The sequence below is a fragment of the Nocardia sp. 852002-51101_SCH5132738 genome (genome assembly GCF_001665695.1).
Classification (GTDB): domain Bacteria; phylum Actinomycetota; class Actinomycetes; order Mycobacteriales; family Mycobacteriaceae; genus Nocardia; species Nocardia nova.
Genome location: NZ_LZML01000104.1, coordinates 117351 through 134832 on the forward strand (window position 1 = coordinate 117351; position 17482 = coordinate 134832).

Sequence of the window (17482 nt, forward strand, 5' to 3'; positions counted from 1 at the left end):
CGTTGTGGCATTGCCGAATGATTGCTGTTGAACCATTCTTCGGCGAAATCGGCGCGCTTAATCATATCGTTACATGCTTCCCCGAATCCGTGACCCGCGCCATAGGAATACCTGGGAGTTTCCTCGAGACGCGGCTGCCCGGCGGCCGGTTCGGCCCCGACCCCGCGGGTCCCGCCCGGTCGGCCTCCGGCACGGCGCACAATGAGTCGGTGCGAGGACGAAGCAGGCCGATGATCGACTCTCCCCGATCCGGGGTGATCGCCGCCCGGCACAGTCCCTCCCGAACGACCCACGACTCCGCTCGCGCCGAGAGCGACGGGGCGGCCCGCACCGTCACCACATCGCGGCCGATAGCCCTCGCACATACTCTCGCCCCGCTGCGCCGGGGTCAGGGCGACCCGTGCCACCGCGTCACTCCCGACGGCGCCCACTGGCGAGCGTCGCGCATGGCCAGCGGCCCGGTGACCTATCGCCTCGTCCAGGCCGAATCGAATGTCGTGGCGGCACGGGCCTGGGGTCCGGGTGCGGCGGAATTTCTCGAGCACCTGCCCCGCATGCTGTGCGTCGACGAGGAGCTCGACGACTTCGCCCCCGAACATCCCCGCATCGCCGAGGCGCACCGGCGTCATCCCGGCCTGCACATGCTCCGCACCGGACTCGTCTTCGAAGCCTTGGTGCCGGCCGTGCTCGAGCAGCGGGTGCACACCGTCACCGCTCGCGGCTCGTATCGAAAGCTGATGTGGCAGTACGGCGAACCGGCGCCCGGACCCACGCCCGCGCCGATGCGGGTGCCGCCGTCGGCGCAGACTTGGCGCTACATCCCCTCCTGGGTCTATCACCGCGCCAACGTCGATCCGCAGCGTTCGCGCACGATCGTCACCGCCGCCCGGATGGCCGAGAAGCTGGAAGCCGCCGCGACGATGACGCCGCAGCGGGCCGCCGAGCGGCTGTGCACCGTGCCGGGGATCGGAGTGTGGACGGCCGCGGAGATCGCGCAGCGAGCCCTGGGCGACGCCGATGCGCTGTCGGTCGGTGATTTCCATCTGGCCGCGATCGTCGGCTGGACGCTGCTGGGCCGCCCGCTCGACGACGAGGGCATGGTCGACTACCTGGAACCGCTACGCCCGCACCGCTATCGGGCGATCCGGCTGCTCGAGATATCGGGGCAGGCGCGCAAGCCGGCGTTCGGCCCGCGGACTCCCCTGGTCGACCACAGCCGGATCTGAGCGGATCAGCGCTGCGCCGTGGCCTGTGCGGTGGTCTGGGCGCGACGCAACGCCTCGGGTACCGGAATGCGGCCGAGGAACATCTCGTCGAAAATCGGGTCGATCGCCTGCAGTGCGGCCGCGAAACCCGGTCCGCTACCCGAAGCGATCCGCGGCCCGCGCAGCACATCGAAGAACGGCGACACGTCGATGCCCCGGTCCGCCCAATACTCCCGATACAGCCGCTGATCGGCCACCACGGCCGGAATGGTCTGCCCACCGGCGGCCAGATACCGGTTGCCGGCGGGGCTGCCGAGCCAGGCCAGCACCCGCCGCACCGCATCGGGGTGGGCGGTGCGGGCATCGGCGGCGATGCCGATCGCGTTGTCGGTACTCACCCGGCCTGCGGGCCCGGCCGGAATCATCGCGATCCCCCAGCCGAAGCGAGCCTGCTGCGCGATCTGCGCCAGATTGAAACTTCCGGATTGGAACAACGCCAGCTTGCCCTGCAGGAAGGCGTTTTTCGCGAAATCACTGCCGCTGCGGGTATCCGCCGCCGGAGGGGTGAGCCCCGCCCGCACCAGCCCCACGAGATACCCGAAGGCATCCACACCCTGTGGACTGTCGAAGACGTACCGATCCTCATCCTGGAACTGCCCGCCCGCCGATCCCAGATACGGCAGCGAGAGCGACTGGAAATCGTTGGCGGCGTTGTAAGCCCAGGGCGCCGCCGCGGCGATCCGGCGCACAATCGGCTCGAAGGTATCCGGCCCGTGGGGATTCCAGGTCGCGCGTGCCAATTCCGCGGGGTCGACTCCGGCCGCGCTCAGCAGATCGCGGTTGTAGTAGAACGCCGTACCGCCGTCCACGAATTGCGGTACCGCCCAGAGCTTTCCGTTACGTGTGTACTGCTCCACCGCACCCGGATCCCACTGCCGCACCGTCTCGGGGCCCAGCATCGCGCCGATATCGGCGAGTCGGCCGGCATCGGCGTAATCGGTGTACAGATTCGTCCAGAACAGGTCGTCCACCGTTGCGCCCGCCACGTCGAGACGCAACTTCTGCTGATAGGACGCCCACGGCACCACCGTGATCCGCACCTCGACATCCGGTTCGGCGCGCTGGAATTCGTCGAGTGCGGCGCGATAGGCGGGTACGAAACTCGCATCCCAGATCCGCAGCCGGATCACCGTGCGACCCGATCCGCCCGTACTGTCGTGGCCCAGCCACAGCGCCGCGGTCACCAGCAGCACCACGCCGAGTGCGACGGCCAGCACGCTCAGCGTCGAGGTCTTCACGGCTCTCATTTCAGGCCCGTCCACGCGATGGACCGCAGCACCTGCCGCTGGAAGATCACGAAGAGCACCAGCAGCGGCACGATCGCCAGGGTCGTCGCCGCCATGACCAGCGTCCACTGCTCGTTGTAGCGGGTCTGCAGATCGGCGGTGGCCACCATGAGCACCTGCCAGCGGCCCGAGCCGGCGACCAGCGGCCACAGGAAGCTGTTCCACTGCGTCACCACGGTGATCACCGCGAGCGTCGCCAGAATGGGACGGCTCATCGGCACCACGACATGCACGATCGCGTCGAGGGTGTTCGCGCCGTCCAGCCGCGCCGCGCCCATCAACTCGCGCGGAATGGCCCGGAAATACTGGCGCAGCAGGAAGATCGCATACGGCGAGCCGAATACGAACGGCAGCACCAGTGCCCAGAACGTGTTCAGCCAACCCAGATGCGCGAACATCAGATACAGCGGAATCAAGGTGACGATCGGCGGCACCATCATCGTCGCCAGGTAGATCCAGAACAGCAGGTCGCGACCGCGGAACTCGGTGCAGCCGAACGCATATGCGGCGGCGATCGAGGTGACCAGCTGCCCGATGGTGATGAACGCGGTCATCAACGCCGTCACCAGCACCGCGCGGCCGAACCCCTGGTCGAACGCCGCGCGGAAGTTGTCCCAGGTCATCGGATCCGGCAGTGCGAGCGGAGATTCCGACGCGAACTGCCCCGGCGTCTTCACGGCCGTGAACGCGCCCAGCGCCAGCGGCGCCACCGTGCACACCGCGCCCGCCAGCAGCAGCAGGTAGGCGAGGGCCGATCGCGCACCCGCCGAACGGCGATGCCGGGCATCAGAATTCATAGCCGGTCCTGGTGCGGAAGTAGCGATGCTGGAGCACGGTGATCGCCAGCATGATCCCGAAGACCACGATCGCCATGACCGCGGCCCGTCCAGGCCGCGCGGCGTCGAACGCTTCCGAAAAGATCTGCATCGCCACCACATTCGTGCGATCGCCCGGACCGCCCTTGGTCAGGGCATACACGGTGTCGAAGGTCTGGAACGCGGTGATGGTCCCGGTTACCAGGACGAAGAACAGAGTGGGGCGCAGCAGCGGCAGTGTCAGCCAGCGAATCCGCCGCCAGCCGGTGGCCCCGTCCAGCGCCCCCGCCTCGTGGATCTCCGGAGGTATCGCCCGCAGCCCCGCGACGAAGAACAGGGCCACATAGCCGAAGTTCGACCAGATGCTCACCGCCGCAACCGAAGGCAGGGCCAGCGCCGGATCGGCTAGCCATTCGATCCGCCGGCCCAGCAGTGCGTTGAGAGCGCCGTCGGTGGGTGCGAACAGCCAGCGCCAGATCACGCCCACCGCCACCGGCGCGCACATCCAGGGCAGCGCGAACAGCACCCGGAACGCGCCACCGGCACGGCGGCGCACCAGCAGCGCGGCCACCGCGAATCCGAGGACGGTCTGCAGCGGCACCACGAGCACGGTGAGCGCGGCCGTTACCAGGAGCGAGTGGCCGAACGCGTCATCGGACAGCACCGAGCGCCAGTTGCGCAGGCCCACGAATTCCATGGGCCCGAGCAGATTCCAGCTGTGCAGGCTGAGCCAGCCCACCAGCACGATCGGCAGGATCAGGAAAATCCCGATCCCGAACAGGCTCGGCGCCAGCAGTATCCAACTCGTCACGGCACGACGAACCGCTCGTCGGTTCACAGCAGATGACGCTACCGGTCACCCGGTAGCGGCGTCGCCGCAGCGGCGCGGCGCCGGGCTCGCTCAGTCCAGCGGACCGCCGGCGACGTAGACGACCTGCCCGGAGACGAAGCCGGCTCCCTCGCTGACCAGGAACGACGCGGTATGCGCGATGTCCTCCGGCCGGCCCACGCGCTGCACCGGAATCTGCGCGGCGGCGGCCTTCTGGAAGTCCTCGAACGGCACGCCCACCCGCTCGGCGGTCGCGGCGGTCATATCCGTGACGATGAATCCCGGGGCGATGGCATTGGCCGTGACGCCGAATTTGCCGAGTTCCAGCGCGAGGGTCTTGGTGAAGCCCTGCAGGCCGGCCTTGGCCGCGGAGTAGTTGACCTGGCCGCGGTTGCCCTGTGCCGAACTGCTCGACATGTTCACGATGCGACCCCATTTGGCGTCGACCATGTACTTCTGCACCGCGCGGCTCATGAGGAACGCGCCGCGCAGGTGCACGTTCATCACCGCGTCCCAGTCGTCGACGCTCATCTTGAACAGCAGGTTGTCGCGCAGGATGCCGGCGTTGTTGACCAGGACGGTCGGCGGTCCGAGCTCGTCGGCCAGCTTCGTCACCGCGGCGGCGACGGAATCCTCGTTCGAGACATCGGCGCTCAGCGCGACGGCCCGGCCGCCGGCGTCGGTGATCGCCCGGACGGTGTCGGCGCAGTGCGCCGCGTCCAGGTCGAGTACGCCTACCTGCAGTCCGTCCTGAGCCAGCCGGGTCGCGATCGCGGCACCGATGCCTCGTGCCGCGCCGGTGACGACGGCAACGCGTTCAGCCATTGGCGGTCCTCCTGTACCTCTCGGAACATTCGCTGGGAAGGAACGGTACGCGCCGCTATTCCACCCACCGCGGCGGCAGCCGCTATTCCACCCACAGCGACCAGATGCTGCTGCGCCCCTGCCCCTCGCAGACCAGCGCGTGCCCGTCCGGGGTGCGGGCCGTCTTGTCCAGATTGGGATCGCATTTCGCCCCGCCCTCGTACACGGCGGTCGACACCGAATACGGCCCGGTCCAGCGGTAGCCGCTGCTGCCGTGCAGGCAGAGCAGCGTGCTGCCGTCGGTCGCGGACCCGATCAATCCGGCCTGCGCCTGCGTGCACACCTCGCCCTTGGCCGCCGAGACGGGCCCGGCGGGAGCGGTCGTGGTCGTGGCCGGCGCGGTCGGCGGCGGTGTCCCCACCGTCGTCGGTACCGCGGTCCGGGTCGCGGCGGTGTTCGAGGTGACGGTCTCGGTGCTGAGGGCGGCCGGAACCGCGCCCAGCGTGGTGTGCGGCAGGGTGACACCCGAAAGCACCAGCGCCGCAGCGAGAATCAGCACCTCGGCCAGTCCCAGGAGCAGGGCCGACATCGCCATCACCCGTCCGCGCGGATGGCTGAAGGCGATCAGGCCGAATACGATGGCCACCGGGAACAATCCGAGCAGCGCGGCCACCAGCGCGACGATCGCGTACGGATTGACGATCGGCGGCACCTCCACCCGCAGCCGTCCGGTGCGGCGGCGGTTGGGTGCGCCGTCCCATCGGTCCTCCTCGGCGTCAGGCGCCGGCCGCCGCCGGTTCGGCGTGGTTTCCCACCGTTCGTCGGGCGGTTCGGCGACCCGGGGATTGGCGGCCCGGCGCGACGGCGGCGGTTCCCAGCGATCGTCCGCGGCGACGGGCTCGTCGGCCCAGTACTCCTCCTCGGGGACCTCGGGCCAGCGTTCCTCCGCGTACTGGTTGCGGGCCATGTGGTTCCTCTCGGTCGTGCAGGAACCTGGACACGCGGACCCCGCCCGTTACCGAAGAAGAATAGGTGGATCGGCGCGACCCGCAACCCCCGTCTCTTCAGGGCGGGCGTCCGGCGTGCGCGCAGCCGCCGGACGTCATTCCCGAGCGTCCGGCGCGCGCCACTAGACCTCGTCGATCACGTGCTCCCCGACGAATGCGATCCGGATCGCCAGCAGCCAACCGGCAATCGCGAGAACGATGCGGTCGTACAGATCGGGTCCGCTGCGGCGGGCATGGCGTGGGCGGTGGGCGCCGCCGCCCACGGGTAGCGGCCGGGTGTCCGGGAGATAGACCGCCGCGCGGTGGCCGCCGTCGACCCGGTGCCGTGCGTGCCGGTGGGCGGCATGCCGGGCGCCGCCCCCGGCGAACGCGGTCACGGGATGGCCCGATCGTCGAGGACGCAGCGGCCCTGTTCGACCAGCACCGCCCGCGCCCGCCGCCTGACCACGCACGTATCGACGGTGCAGTCGAGGTGCAGTTGCATTGCGGCGTGGGCTTGTTCGACGGTCATGATGCCCGGATCGGCGCCGCAGCGCAGCAGTCCGGCGACCGGCAGGTGCAGATTCGTCAGTTGCATTCGGACACCCCCGCCGCGAACCGGCGGCGCGGTGGAGCTGGTGGATCCTGTGGTCCGGTCGCGGCGCGGCCGGTCGAAGCGGACGAAAGTTCGCTGGTCATCAACGACGACCCGATGACATGAACAGCCATGACTCCTCGTTCCTGCATGCGATACCCGACTGTGCCCGGCGAGCCGACTCCGGGGCCCCGCTGCGAGCACACTCTCAGCATCCATCAGATCGTCGCTGCGCGGGGCAGAATCGCCGATCCCGTCCGATTCTCAGCGAACCGCCAGCACCGAATCAGCTTGGGAGAAAAGGACTTCTCGCATCCGTCCGAGCGTCGCCACCTGCGAACACTCCGGGCATGCCGCCGCGCCGCCGCCCGGGATGCGCGCCCCGAATATTTGCCGGCAGATCACGAAACCACACCCGTTTCGCAACGAATCTATGTTTACCCCGGGCCCGTTCGGGTAATCAGAACTACATGGATCGCGGGCTGAGAAATACCTCACCTCGGTACCGCAAACTGCTTCCGGGTGACTGGGTAGAACACCTTATCGTCGGAATGTTGTTCGTGGTATCGGCTGTCGGGGTGTACGTACTGACCGGTGCCATGCTCTCGTCACTGCTGGTAGGAGCGCTGGTCGCGGTAGTCGCGATCGGTGTGGTGACAATGCTGTAGCCGGTCGGCGAACCGACCGGCTACGTGGTTACCGTTATTCGAACAAAGTGAGAAACGGCGGAATCGGCGAAGAAATTCTTCTCCGATTCCGCCGTAGATTTATCGCCGGAACAATTTGTTACCCAGCCAGACGATCGGATCGTATTTGCGATCCGCAACTCTTTCCTTCATCGGGATGAGGGCGTTGTCGGTGATCTTGATGTGCTCCGGGCACACCTCCGTGCAGCACTTGGTGATGTTGCAGAAGCCGAGTCCGAACTCCTCCTGCGCCATCTCGCGCCGGTCCGCCACATCCAGCGGATGCATCTCCAACTCGGCCACCCGCATCAGATAGCGCGGCCCGGCGAAGGCGTTCTTGTTGTCCTCGTGGTCGCGCACGACGTGACAAACGTTCTGGCACAGGAAGCATTCGATGCACTTGCGGAACTCCTGCGAGCGTTCCACATCCCGCTGCTGCATGCGGTAGTCCCCCGGCTTCAGATCGGCCGGCGGAGTGAAAGACGGTATTTCCCTGGCCTTCTGATAGTTGAACGACACATCGGTCACCAGATCGCGAATTACCGGGAAGGTGCGCAACGGGGTCACCGTCACCACCTCGTCGGCGGCGAAGGTCGACATTCGGGTCATACACATCAGACGCGGACGGCCGTTCACCTCCGCCGAACAGGAACCACACTTGCCGGCCTTGCAGTTCCAGCGCACCGCCAGATCCGGGGCCTGGGTGGCCTGCAACCGATGAATGATGTCGAGGACGACCTCGCCCTCGTTCACCTCGACGGTGTAGTCCTGCAGTTCGCCCTTGTCGTCGTCACCGCGCCATACGCGGAAGTGGGCATCGTAACCCATTGCTACTCATCCCCTTTCGCGGATGATTCGGCGGCCGCGGGATGAGCGGCGGTCTCCGCCGGGGTGTAATACTTCTCCAGCTCGCTCAACTCGAACAGGGCGAGCAGGTCCGGTCGCATCGGCTTCTGATCCTCCGAGGTGACCACCACCGGCGGCACGGTCTGGCCGACACCGTCCGGATCGGTCCGGCACACCAGCAGCCGATTGCGCCACTGCGGATCCATCTGCGGATGGTCGTCGCGGGTGTGACCACCCCGGCTCTCGGTGCGCAGCAGCGCGGCCTGCGCGACACATTCGCTGACCAGCAACATGTTTCGCAGATCGAGTGCGAGATGCCAGCCGGGATTGAACTGCCGGTGGCCCTCGACGGTCACGCCGTCGTAGCGCTCCCGCAATTCACCCAGGCGCACGATGGCCTGTTCCAGCTCGTGCTCCTTGCGGATGATGCCGACCAGGTCGTTCATCGTCTGCTGCAGATCGGTGTGCAGGGTGTACGGATTTTCTCCGGTCCCCGTGGTCGGCGGATCGAAGGGCGCCAGTGCGGATTTCGCGGCCGCGTCGATATCGGCGTCGGCGACCGCCGGCCGCTGTGCCAGCTGTTCGACATAAGTGGCCGCGCCCAAGCCGGCGCGTCGACCGAAGACCAGCAGGTCCGACAGCGAGTTGCCGCCGAGGCGGTTGGATCCGTGCATACCGCCCGAACATTCACCGGCGGCGAACAATCCGGGCACGGTGGCCGCGCCGGTATCGGGATCGACCTCGATTCCGCCCATCACGTAGTGGCAGGTCGGCCCGACCTCCATCGGCTCCTTCGTGATGTCGACATCGGCCAGCTCCTTGAACTGGTGATGCATCGACGGCAGCCGCCGCATGATCTCCGCGGCCGGCAGCCTGGAGGCGATGTCGAGGTACACCCCGCCGTGCTGGGTGCCGCGCCCGGCCTTGACCTCTTCGTTGATCGCGCGAGCCACCTCGTCCCGGGGCAGCAGGTCCGGGGTGCGGCGCGCGGAATCGTTGTCGCGCAACCACTGATCGGCTTCGTCCTCGGTCTCGGCGTACTGCCCCTTGAACACCGCCGGGATGTACTCGAACATGAAGCGCTTGCCCTCGGTGTTCTTGAGCACGCCACCGTCACCGCGCACACCCTCGGTGACCAGAATGCCCTTCACACTCGGCGGCCAGACCATGCCGGTCGGATGGAACTGCAGGAATTCCATATTGATCAGCGAGGCGCCGGCGCGCAGTGCGAGCGCGTGGCCGTCGCCGGTGTACTCCCACGAATTCGAGGTGACCTTGTAGGACTTGCCCACCCCGCCGGTGGCCAGGACGACCGCGGGAGTCTCGAACAGGACGAACCGCCCCGACTCCCGCCAGTACCCGAAGGCACCGGAGATGGCATCGCCGTCCTTCAGCAGATCGGTGATCGTGCATTCGGCGAACACCTTGATCCGAGCCTCGTAGTCGCCGGTCGCGGCATAGTCCTCCTGCTGCAGCGAGACGATCTTCTGCTGCATGGTGCGGATGATCTCGAGGCCGGTGCGGTCGCCGACGTGGGCGAGGCGGGGATAGGTGTGCCCGCCGAAGTTGCGCTGACTGATCCGCCCGTCGGGCGTCCGGTCGAACAGCGCACCGTAGGTCTCCAGCTCCCACACCCGGTCGGGCGCTTCCTGAGCGTGCAGTTCGGCCATGCGCCAGTTGTTGAGGAATTTTCCGCCGCGCATGGTGTCGCGGAAATGCGTCTGCCAGTTGTCCTTCTCGTTGGCATTGCCCATCGAGGCGGCGCAACCGCCTTCGGCCATGACCGTATGGGCCTTGCCGAACAACGATTTACACACCACCGCCACCGACAGACCGTGTTCGCGCGCCTCGATCACCGCACGCAGGCCGGCGCCACCGGCACCGATCACGACGACGTCGTACTTGTGCCGTTCGACTTCAGGCATGAAACGAATTCTCCTGGGACACTGAGGAATTGGGCTCTATGGCGTTATCTGTCACCGGAATCAGCCGACGAAACGCGGATCGGAGATGGTCCCGCTGGCGACCAGCATGATGTAGAAGTCGGTGATCGCCAGGGTGGCCAGCGTGGTCCACGCCAGCTGCATGTGCCGTGTGTTCAACTTCGACACCTGCGTCCACATCCAGTAGCGCACCGGATGGGCGGAGAAGTGTTTGAGACGGCCGCCGGTGATATGCCGGCAGGAGTGGCACGAGATCGTATATGCCCACAGCAGAACGACGTTCACCACCAGGACGATGTTGCCCAGGCCGAAGCCGAAGCCGCCGTCCTTGCCGTGGAACGCCATGACCGCGTCGTAGGTGTTGACCACCGACACGACGACCGCGACATAGAAGAAGTAGCGGTGCACGTTCTGGATGATCAGCGGAAGCCGCGTCTCACCGGTGTATTTGCCGTGCGGTTCGGCGACCGCGCAGGCCGGCGGCGAGAACCACACCGCGCGGTAGTAGGCCTTGCGGTAGTAGTAGCAGGTCAACCGGAACAGCAGAAGGAACGGCAGCACCAGGAAACCGAGCGGAATCCACATCGGCAGGTCGCCGACCCAGTGCCCGAAGTGGCTCGAACCTTCGACGCACGAGGTACTCACGCACGGTGAGTAGAACGGCGTCAGATAGTGGTAGTCGGAGACCCAATATGCCGATCGCACAAAGGCTCTCACGGTTGCGTAGATGATGAATGCGGCCAGTCCGAGCACCGTGAGCAGTGGGGGGACCCACCATCGGTCGGTACGCAGAGTGCGTGTGGAAATGGCCGCCCGGCCTTTGCTGAAAACTCCCGTGCCCGCCTCGGGGGCGCGTGTCGGTGCTGCGCTCACTGCAAGCTGCCTCGCTGGTCTACCCCGTGGAACGTCATCGTTACCTCCGGCGTCGAATGTGATGCTGAGCACCATACGACAACCGGGCTATGACTCGAGGCCGGTCCAGGCAAGATCTATCGCCGCCCCGTCCTATGATTTGCGCCACATTCTCTGGGCGCGCGACGGCGGCGGTGCAACGAGTGAATGACGAGCTACTTCAGACCTTCTTCGCGAATACGGTGGGGTGGGAACCGACGGGCCGCAGCGCCGTCACGGCGGAATGGACAGCCGCCGCGACGGCCCGTGCTGCTGGTGAATGTTCGGTTACTTGGTGCGCGGCCGCGAATGGAAGCCGAGGCCTTCGTCCTGCGCGCCCATCCATGCCGCCTCGTCGGACTTGCTGTCCGGCACGTAGATGACCTCCTGCTGGCGGCGGCTGTCCACCTCGGGTGGTGGGGTGTGTTCGAACTCCTCGGCATCGATGGTGAGTCGTTCGAGATCGTTCTCCAGCCGGCGGACCGAATTGGCATCTCCGTAATGGGTGCGCAACGCGCCGACGCATTGCCGGAGCTGTCCGACTGCGAAGCGCAGTTCAGCGATCTCACTGCGTGTCATCGAAACCTCCTGGTGCTTCCGGGCCGATCACCGGCTCGGATCTCGCCCGAGGGCAAGATCAAACCTGTGACGGACCGCACATCGTGATCTACAACACATTACGTGATCATTTGCGTTCTGGCTCGTCGCCCATGGAAAAAGATCTCGTCACCTGCGCTGGATCCGAGTCTCATCCGGCGGCCGGCAGGGTCACCGTCACCGAGGGCGGCTCCACCTCGCCGAGAGGTGCGAGAACCGGAAGTACGGCCGTGACGGCCGGACGGCTCTCGGAGGTCCCGGCCGACGTCCCGGCCGACGGCACGAGCGCGCGGTCCACGAGTGCCGCGACGGCCACGGCCACTTCCTCGGCGCGTTCCAGGATCACGCTGTGCCCGGCGCCGTCTAGCCGCACCAGTTCCGAACGGCCGAGCTGCGCGGCGAGTACCACCGAATGCGCGAACGGAATCATGATGTCGGCCGATCCACCGAGGACCAGGGCCGGAAGATCGGACAGCAGTCGCAGCGTCGGCGTCTCGTCGAAGCGGATGAGCGAATCGAGGAAGTAGGCCATGGTGGGCAGTGGGGTTTCGTTGAGCATCGCGGTGGCGAGAGCGGCCATGCGTGGATTCACCCGCCGCGAGCCGAAACTCGCTTCGCGCACCATCGGCTCGAAAACGCGGCGCCCCAAACGCTTCGAGACCTGTAGCGCCCGCGGCGCCCGCTGTACCGCGACCCGCAGTGACGTCACGGTGTGCCGGTTGAGCAATCGGCCCAGCCCCACCGCGGTGATACCGGCGGCCGCTCCGGCGATCAGCCCGACGCCGACCACGCGGGTGCCGATCGTGGCCGGGAACAGGCGAGCGTAGGCCAGGACCACCATCGCACCCATGGAATGGCCGACCAGAACCACCGGACCGGTCGGCGCGACCGCGCGCAAGACCGCGTCGAGATCGTGGCCCAGCTGGTCGATGGTGTAGGTCGCGGGATCGGCGCCGGCGGAATCGCCGTGACCGCGGTGGTCGTAGAACACCATCCGGGTGTCCGAGCCCCATTGCCGCAGCAGTTCATCCCGCAGGAACCACCAGGATTCGGTCCGCAGGCAGTGACCGTGGACGAAGACCACCGTCACCGAGGCCGTGGCCGGGCCGAAGGTCCAGGCGGCCAGCGGGGTGCCGTCGTCGGCGCAGACGGTGACGCGGGTGGCGATCGTCGTGGACATGACGTCCTCCTGCAGAGTCCGTTCCTGCCCGGATGTCGTCATTGATTGCCGTCGCGTTAACCGCTCTAACCTGGTGTTATGCAGAAGTTGCACAATTGCTGCCGCTGGGACGCCGACGATCCGGCGGGGCGGTGATCGGGAGAATCTTCGCGTATCTACCGACTTCTGTAGACAGCCGTAGAAAGGCATCGAGACCTTCCCGCCGTACTAGGACGGAATCTGGCCTATACCGCCCATAGCGTGGCGTTCATGAGCGCAGAGATCCGCAGCTTCCGCATCGATATTCCGCAGTCCGACGTCGATGATCTGCACGAACGCCTCGCCCGGACGCGGTGGGCGCCGCAATTGCCCGGCGCGGACGGCAGCCGGGGTGTCCCGGTGGCTCGGCTCCGCGAGCTGGCCGAGTACTGGCGCACCGAATACGACTGGCGGGCAGAGGAATCCCGGCTCAATCGGTTCCCGCAATACCGCACCGAGATCGACGGTCTCGATGTGCATTTCCTGCATGTGCACTCGCCCGAACCCGAGGCGCTGCCCCTGGTCCTCAACCACGGCTGGCCCAACACCTTCACCGAATTCGCCGATCTCGTCGATCTTCTCGTCGATCCCCGGGCGCACGGTGGCGATCCCGCGCGGGCCTTCCACGTGGTCGTACCGTCGGTGCCGGGATACGGATTCTCGGCGGCGCCTGCCGAAACCGGGTGGAGCACCGAGCGCGTCGGACGGATGTGGGTGGAGCTGATGCGTCGGCTCGGCTACGAGCGGTACGGCGTCCAGGGCGGAGATCTCGGCACCTACGTGGGCACCGCGATGGCCGAGGCAGCGCCGGACCGGGTGGCCGGGCTCTACCTCACCGCCGGTCCGGGCTTTCCCACCGAGGCCGATCTCCCGATCCTGACCGACGCGGAACGGGCCGGTTACGAGGCGATGATGGCGGCGGACTGGGTCAACGGCGTGGACCATCACGGCCTGCTGCGTGCGGCGCCGCAGACCTTCTCGATCGGATGGAACGATTCACCCGCCGCCGCACTGGCCTGGATGGTGCAGAAGTACACCGAATTCAGCGCCGCCGGCTCGCTCGAGGCGGCGATCGACCGCGATGCGCTGCTGACCACCGTGAGCATCTACTGGTTCACTCAGAGTTTCGGCACCTCCGCGTGGTCGTATTACGACAGCAGCGGCTTCGCCTGGCCCACCGGTTCGGCGCAGGTCCCGACCGGGGTGTACAGCGGTGCGCCGGGTATCCGGCGGCTCGCCGAGCGCACCGCGAAGATCGTGCACTGGCCCGAGGGCAATCCGCCCGGGCACCATTTCATCGCGATGGATCAACCGCGGGCATATGCGGCGGACCTGCGCACCTTCTTCGGCAATCTCGGCTGAGCGACGTTTCATCGGGAAATCTAAGGCTCTCGATCGCTGAAGCTAGACAGCCCTAGATTTTCCGATGGATCGCTACGCGTCGGCCGCCGCGCGCGTGGACGGCAGGAACGGGGTGAGCAGATTGTGCTCGGTGGACGGCCCGAATTCCCATTCCGCGATCCACGGGCCGGTGCCCTCGCTCGGGTCGAGCACGCCCGATTCCAGCCATTCGTAGCGGCCCTCGAGCACCTGCCGAGTCAGCGCGGTGTCGGCGTCGTCGGTGTTGTCCCAGAGCGCGGCGAAGGCGGCCTCGACCCGCAACCGGGACTGGCGGCAGAAGGTATCGGCCAGTTCCGTCGCCGCGGCCGCGTCCCGGCTGTCCTCGGCGCGCATGGCCTGCGCCCGAACACAGGCCGCCGACATGGCGAACAGCTCCGCGCCGATATCCACGAGACGGCCCAGGAACCCCTGCCGGTATTCGAGTTTCGCCTGCCAGCGCGCCATCGCGTACATCAGTTCGCGTGCCTGCTTGCGCGACATGCGCTCGACGAAGCGCAGATGTGTTGCCAGCGGGCCGAATTCGGTATATCCGGCAGGGAGGGTGCCACGGCCGACCGCCAACTGCGGGAACCACTTCGCGTAGAAGCCACTCGCCCCGACCGCTGCGGTGGCCTTGTCCTTCAACGCCGCATGACGGTCCACGAGTGCGCCCGCGGCGGCCATGTGCGCATCGGCCATCTCCCGGGCGATCAGCAGCCGCATGATCTCGCTGGAGCCTTCGAAGATCCGATTGATTCGCAGATCGCGCACCAGTTGTTCGGCCGGCACCGCCCGCTCACCCCGGCTGCGCAGGGAGGCGGCGGTCTCGTAGCCGCGCCCGCCGCGTATCTGCACCAGCTCGTCGGCTATGCGACAGCTCATCTCGGAGGCCCACAGTTTGGCCAGTGCGGCTTCGATGCGGATGTCGTTGCGCGCCTCGTCGCACATCGTCCCGGACAGCTCGAGCACCGCCTCCAGCGCGAAAGCGGTTGCGGCGACGAAGGATATCTTCGACGCGACCGCCGCGTGCTCACCGACCGGGCGGCCCCACTGCACGCGCGCCGCCGACCAGCCGCGGCTGATCTTGAGCGACCACTTCGCCGCCGCGGTGCACAGCGCGGGAATCGCCAGCCGTCCGGCATTGAGTGTGGTCAGCGCGATCTTCAGGCCGTCGCCCTCGCGACCGATCAGATTGCGCGCCGGCACCCGGACCTTGTGCATCCGGGTCACACCGTTCTCGATCCCGTGCAGACCCATGAAGGCGTTGCGGCGCTCGACGGTGATGCCGGGGGTGTCGGCCTCCACCACGAAGGCGGATATCCCGCCGCGATGTCCGGGCCCCTTCGGCACCCGCGCCATCACCACCAGCAGTTCGGCGACCACACCGTTGGTCGTCCACAACTTCACTCCGTCGAGTTCGTAGGCCTCGCCGTCGGCGGTCGGGGTCGCGGTACTCGCCATCCGGGCGGGATCGGATCCGACGTCCGGTTCGGTCAGCAGGAAGGCGCTGACCGCGCCCCGCGCGCATCGGGGCAGGAATTCGCGCTTCTGTTCCTCGGTGCCGGCCAACTTCAGCGGTTCCGGCACGCCGATCGACTGATGCGCCGACAGCAGCACGCCCAGGCTCGCGTGTACCGAGCCGACCAGCATCAGCGCCCGGTTGTAGCCGACCTGCGACAGGCCCTGCCCGCCGTATTCCGGCGGGATCTTGAGTCCGAAGCAGCCGAGTTCGGCCAGGCCGCGAACGTAGTCGTCGGGGATCTTCGATTCGGCCTCGATGACCGACCCGTCCAGCGTCTCGCAGAAGGCCCGCAGCCGTTCCAGGTAGGCCTCGGTCCGCGCCGCGTCGTCGGGAGCCGGCTGTGGATACGGATGAATCAGGTCGAGCCGGAACCGGCCGAGGAACATCTGCTTGGCGAACGACGGTTTGGCCCAGGTACTTTCGCGCGACTCCTCGACCAGTGCGCGGGCCTGCTCTTCGGTGGCGTGAACTTTCGCGGCTGTCGCCATGGGACCCTCCCTCGAAACGTGATCAGGATCACATTTGAGTGTAGAAGGCTTGGTTACCCGCCGGTAGGCCTCCGGCGAAATCGGCGGTCGAAGAATTACTGCACGCCGCGCAGGTACCGCCCGAAATGCGGCACCGTGAAGCCGATGGTGCCCCGCTCGGCGGAGTAGATCAGCCCCTTCTTGATGAGTCCGTCCCGGGCCGGAGACAGCGACGCGGGTTTGCGGCCCAGCTCCTGGGCGACCGCCGCGGTCGGCACCGGCCCGTCGTCGCCGGCCAGATCGGCCATCGCCCGCATGTACTCGCGCTCGGCCGGAGTTGCCCGTTCATAGCGGGAGCCGAAGAATCCGACCGCCAACTCCTCCTCGGCAGCGGGGGCGGCCAGTTCCACATCCTCGGCGCCGATCGGGCTGCGGGCGGCCACATCCCACGTGGCCTTACCGTAGGCCTGGACGAAATAGGGGTACCCATCTGCCTTGTCGTACAGGGCTTTCAGGGCCTCCTCGGTGAACTCCACCGCCTCGCGCTCGGCGGGGGCGATCAGCGCGCGGTCCGCGGAATCGCGATCGAGTCGGTCGATACGGTGGTAGCCGAAAAGGCGCTCGGAATAGCTCTTGGAGGCCGAGAGAACGGCCGGCAGATGTGGCAGGCCCGCGCCCACCACGATCAACGGCGCTGTCTCCTGGCTCAATTCGTGGCAGGCGCCGCAGATCGCGGAGATATCGGCCGGTCCCAGATCCTGCATCTCGTCGATGAACACGGCGATGCCTACGCCGATATCTCGGGCGAGCTGGGCGGCCTCCAGCAGCAACTCCACCAGATCGATCTCGATGTCACCGGAGTCCGCGCGCCCGGTGACGGCCGGGACGTCGATACCGGGCTGCCAGCGTTCCCGCATCCCCTTGTCGGCGGTCGCGCGCAGGGCGAAGGCCTTGAGGATGCCCAGGAAATCGTCGACCATCTCGGGATTGCGGTGGGCGACCGCGATCTGGCGCACCGCCATATGCAGCGCCGATGCCAGCGGTCGCCGCAATTCCTGATCCGGGCGAGCCTCCAGTTTGCCGGTCCCCCAGCCGCGCGAGCGGGCCGTGGACCGAAGTTGGTTGAGCAGCACGGTCTTTCCCACGCCGCGTAGGCCGGTGAGCATCACACTGCGTTCGGGACGCCCGCGCGAGATGCGTTCGAGCACGATGTCGAACGCGTCGAGCTGTTTGTCGCGCCCGGCGAGTTCGGGCGGGCGCTGGCCGGCGCCCGGGGCATACGGATTCCGCACGGGGTCCATGCCCCGACACCGTAGCGCGTTCGCACCGAAATCTCGGGATATATAGGGGATGTCCTAGATTGCGCTATCCG

16 protein-coding genes are annotated in these 17482 nt (G+C 67.1%); 2 read left to right on the top strand and 14 right to left on the bottom strand.

Annotated elements, in window-relative coordinates; genetic code table 11:
• Positions 1 to 230: 230 nt before the first annotated feature.
• The gene (locus A5789_RS14690; protein WP_227463099.1) at positions 231 to 1226 is read left to right on the top strand and encodes a DNA-3-methyladenine glycosylase; all 996 of its coding nucleotides are present in this window, start codon (positions 231 to 233) and stop codon (positions 1224 to 1226) included.
• 5 nt (positions 1227 to 1231) lie between these two features.
• On the opposite strand, the gene A5789_RS14695 is transcribed toward A5789_RS14690, so the two are convergent.
• The 12 genes from A5789_RS14695 to A5789_RS14755 all read right to left on the bottom strand — a co-directional run bounded on the left by A5789_RS14695 (position 1232) and on the right by A5789_RS14755 (position 12723).
• Entirely contained in the window at positions 1232 to 2512 is a 1281-nt protein-coding gene (locus A5789_RS14695) for a sugar ABC transporter substrate-binding protein (RefSeq protein WP_064906306.1), read from the bottom strand.
• Complete coding sequence (locus tag A5789_RS14700; RefSeq protein ID WP_064906308.1) at positions 2509 to 3348, bottom strand: carbohydrate ABC transporter permease; 840 nt, start codon at positions 3346 to 3348, stop codon at positions 2509 to 2511. Before A5789_RS14700 ends, A5789_RS14695 begins: the two co-directional genes overlap by 4 nt.
• Positions 3338 to 4204, bottom strand: a complete 867-nt coding sequence (locus A5789_RS14705; protein ID WP_064906311.1) for a carbohydrate ABC transporter permease — start codon at positions 4202 to 4204, stop codon at positions 3338 to 3340. Before A5789_RS14705 ends, A5789_RS14700 begins: the two co-directional genes overlap by 11 nt.
• Positions 4205 to 4267: 63 nt before the next feature.
• The gene (gene fabG, locus A5789_RS14710; protein ID WP_064906313.1) at positions 4268 to 5020 is read right to left on the bottom strand and encodes a 3-oxoacyl-ACP reductase FabG; all 753 of its coding nucleotides are present in this window, start codon (positions 5018 to 5020) and stop codon (positions 4268 to 4270) included.
• A gap of 82 nt (positions 5021 to 5102) precedes the next feature.
• A complete protein-coding gene (locus A5789_RS14715) occupies positions 5103 to 5966 on the bottom strand; it encodes a DUF4190 domain-containing protein (protein WP_064906315.1) in 864 nt (287 codons plus the stop codon).
• 162 nt (positions 5967 to 6128) lie between these two features.
• On the bottom strand, positions 6129 to 6383 hold the full coding sequence (locus tag A5789_RS14720) for a hypothetical protein (RefSeq protein ID WP_063014362.1): 255 nt from the start codon (positions 6381 to 6383) through the stop codon (positions 6129 to 6131).
• Positions 6380 to 6583 (bottom strand): hypothetical protein, encoded by a 204-nt coding sequence (locus A5789_RS14725; RefSeq protein WP_063014360.1) that lies wholly within the window; start codon positions 6581 to 6583, stop codon positions 6380 to 6382. Before A5789_RS14725 ends, A5789_RS14720 begins: the two co-directional genes overlap by 4 nt.
• 764 nt (positions 6584 to 7347) lie before the next feature.
• The gene (locus A5789_RS14735; protein ID WP_063014358.1) at positions 7348 to 8094 is read right to left on the bottom strand and encodes a succinate dehydrogenase/fumarate reductase iron-sulfur subunit; all 747 of its coding nucleotides are present in this window, start codon (positions 8092 to 8094) and stop codon (positions 7348 to 7350) included.
• A gap of 2 nt (positions 8095 to 8096) precedes the next feature.
• Positions 8097 to 10037, bottom strand: a complete 1941-nt coding sequence (locus tag A5789_RS14740) for a fumarate reductase/succinate dehydrogenase flavoprotein subunit (protein WP_063014356.1) — start codon at positions 10035 to 10037, stop codon at positions 8097 to 8099.
• 60 nt (positions 10038 to 10097) lie between these two features.
• Positions 10098 to 10928: a hypothetical protein gene (locus A5789_RS14745; RefSeq protein WP_062966449.1), complete on the bottom strand. Its 831-nt coding sequence runs from the start codon at positions 10926 to 10928 to the stop codon at positions 10098 to 10100.
• A gap of 306 nt (positions 10929 to 11234) precedes the next feature.
• Positions 11235 to 11525 carry a hypothetical protein gene (locus A5789_RS14750; RefSeq protein WP_030514117.1) on the bottom strand — a complete coding sequence of 97 codons (291 nt, stop codon included), beginning with the start codon at positions 11523 to 11525 and terminating at the stop codon, positions 11235 to 11237.
• 169 nt (positions 11526 to 11694) lie between these two features.
• The gene (locus A5789_RS14755) at positions 11695 to 12723 is read right to left on the bottom strand and encodes an alpha/beta fold hydrolase (protein WP_082940728.1); all 1029 of its coding nucleotides are present in this window, start codon (positions 12721 to 12723) and stop codon (positions 11695 to 11697) included.
• A gap of 249 nt (positions 12724 to 12972) precedes the next feature.
• Here A5789_RS14755 and A5789_RS14760 point away from each other — a divergent pair, with 249 nt between their 5' ends.
• The gene (locus A5789_RS14760) at positions 12973 to 14103 is read left to right on the top strand and encodes an epoxide hydrolase family protein (RefSeq protein ID WP_064906317.1); all 1131 of its coding nucleotides are present in this window, start codon (positions 12973 to 12975) and stop codon (positions 14101 to 14103) included.
• Positions 14104 to 14175: 72 nt separating this feature from the next.
• Here A5789_RS14760 and A5789_RS14765 read toward each other — a convergent pair whose 3' ends face one another.
• Positions 14176 to 16131 carry an acyl-CoA dehydrogenase family protein gene (locus A5789_RS14765; protein WP_063014354.1) on the bottom strand — a complete coding sequence of 652 codons (1956 nt, stop codon included), beginning with the start codon at positions 16129 to 16131 and terminating at the stop codon, positions 14176 to 14178.
• Positions 16132 to 16226: 95 nt separating this feature from the next.
• Positions 16227 to 17411, bottom strand: a complete 1185-nt coding sequence (locus A5789_RS14770) for an ATP-binding protein (RefSeq protein WP_030514121.1) — start codon at positions 17409 to 17411, stop codon at positions 16227 to 16229.
• Positions 17412 to 17482: the final 71 nt, after the last annotated feature.

Excerpts from the sequence above, each read along its gene's own strand:
- A5789_RS14760 (WP_064906317.1), top strand. The coding sequence starts at position 12,973 with ATGAGCGCAGAGATCCGCAGCTTCCGCATCGATATTCCGCAGTCCGAC.
- A5789_RS14715 (WP_064906315.1), bottom strand. The coding sequence starts at position 5,966 with ATGGCCCGCAACCAGTACGCGGAGGAACGCTGGCCCGAGGTCCCCGAG.
- A5789_RS14695 (WP_064906306.1), bottom strand. The coding sequence starts at position 2,512 with ATGAGAGCCGTGAAGACCTCGACGCTGAGCGTGCTGGCCGTCGCACTC.
- A5789_RS14755 (WP_082940728.1), bottom strand. The coding sequence starts at position 12,723 with ATGTCCACGACGATCGCCACCCGCGTCACCGTCTGCGCCGACGACGGC.
- fabG (WP_064906313.1), bottom strand. The coding sequence starts at position 5,020 with ATGGCTGAACGCGTTGCCGTCGTCACCGGCGCGGCACGAGGCATCGGT.
- A5789_RS14735 (WP_063014358.1), bottom strand. The coding sequence starts at position 8,094 with ATGGGTTACGATGCCCACTTCCGCGTATGGCGCGGTGACGACGACAAG.
- A5789_RS14750 (WP_030514117.1), bottom strand. The coding sequence starts at position 11,525 with ATGACACGCAGTGAGATCGCTGAACTGCGCTTCGCAGTCGGACAGCTC.
- A5789_RS14770 (WP_030514121.1), bottom strand. The coding sequence starts at position 17,411 with ATGGACCCCGTGCGGAATCCGTATGCCCCGGGCGCCGGCCAGCGCCCG.
- A5789_RS14690 (WP_227463099.1), top strand. The coding sequence starts at position 231 with ATGATCGACTCTCCCCGATCCGGGGTGATCGCCGCCCGGCACAGTCCC.
- A5789_RS14700 (WP_064906308.1), bottom strand. The coding sequence starts at position 3,348 with ATGAATTCTGATGCCCGGCATCGCCGTTCGGCGGGTGCGCGATCGGCC.
- A5789_RS14740 (WP_063014356.1), bottom strand. The coding sequence starts at position 10,037 with ATGCCTGAAGTCGAACGGCACAAGTACGACGTCGTCGTGATCGGTGCC.
- A5789_RS14765 (WP_063014354.1), bottom strand. The coding sequence starts at position 16,131 with ATGGCGACAGCCGCGAAAGTTCACGCCACCGAAGAGCAGGCCCGCGCA.
- A5789_RS14725 (WP_063014360.1), bottom strand. The coding sequence starts at position 6,583 with ATGCAACTGACGAATCTGCACCTGCCGGTCGCCGGACTGCTGCGCTGC.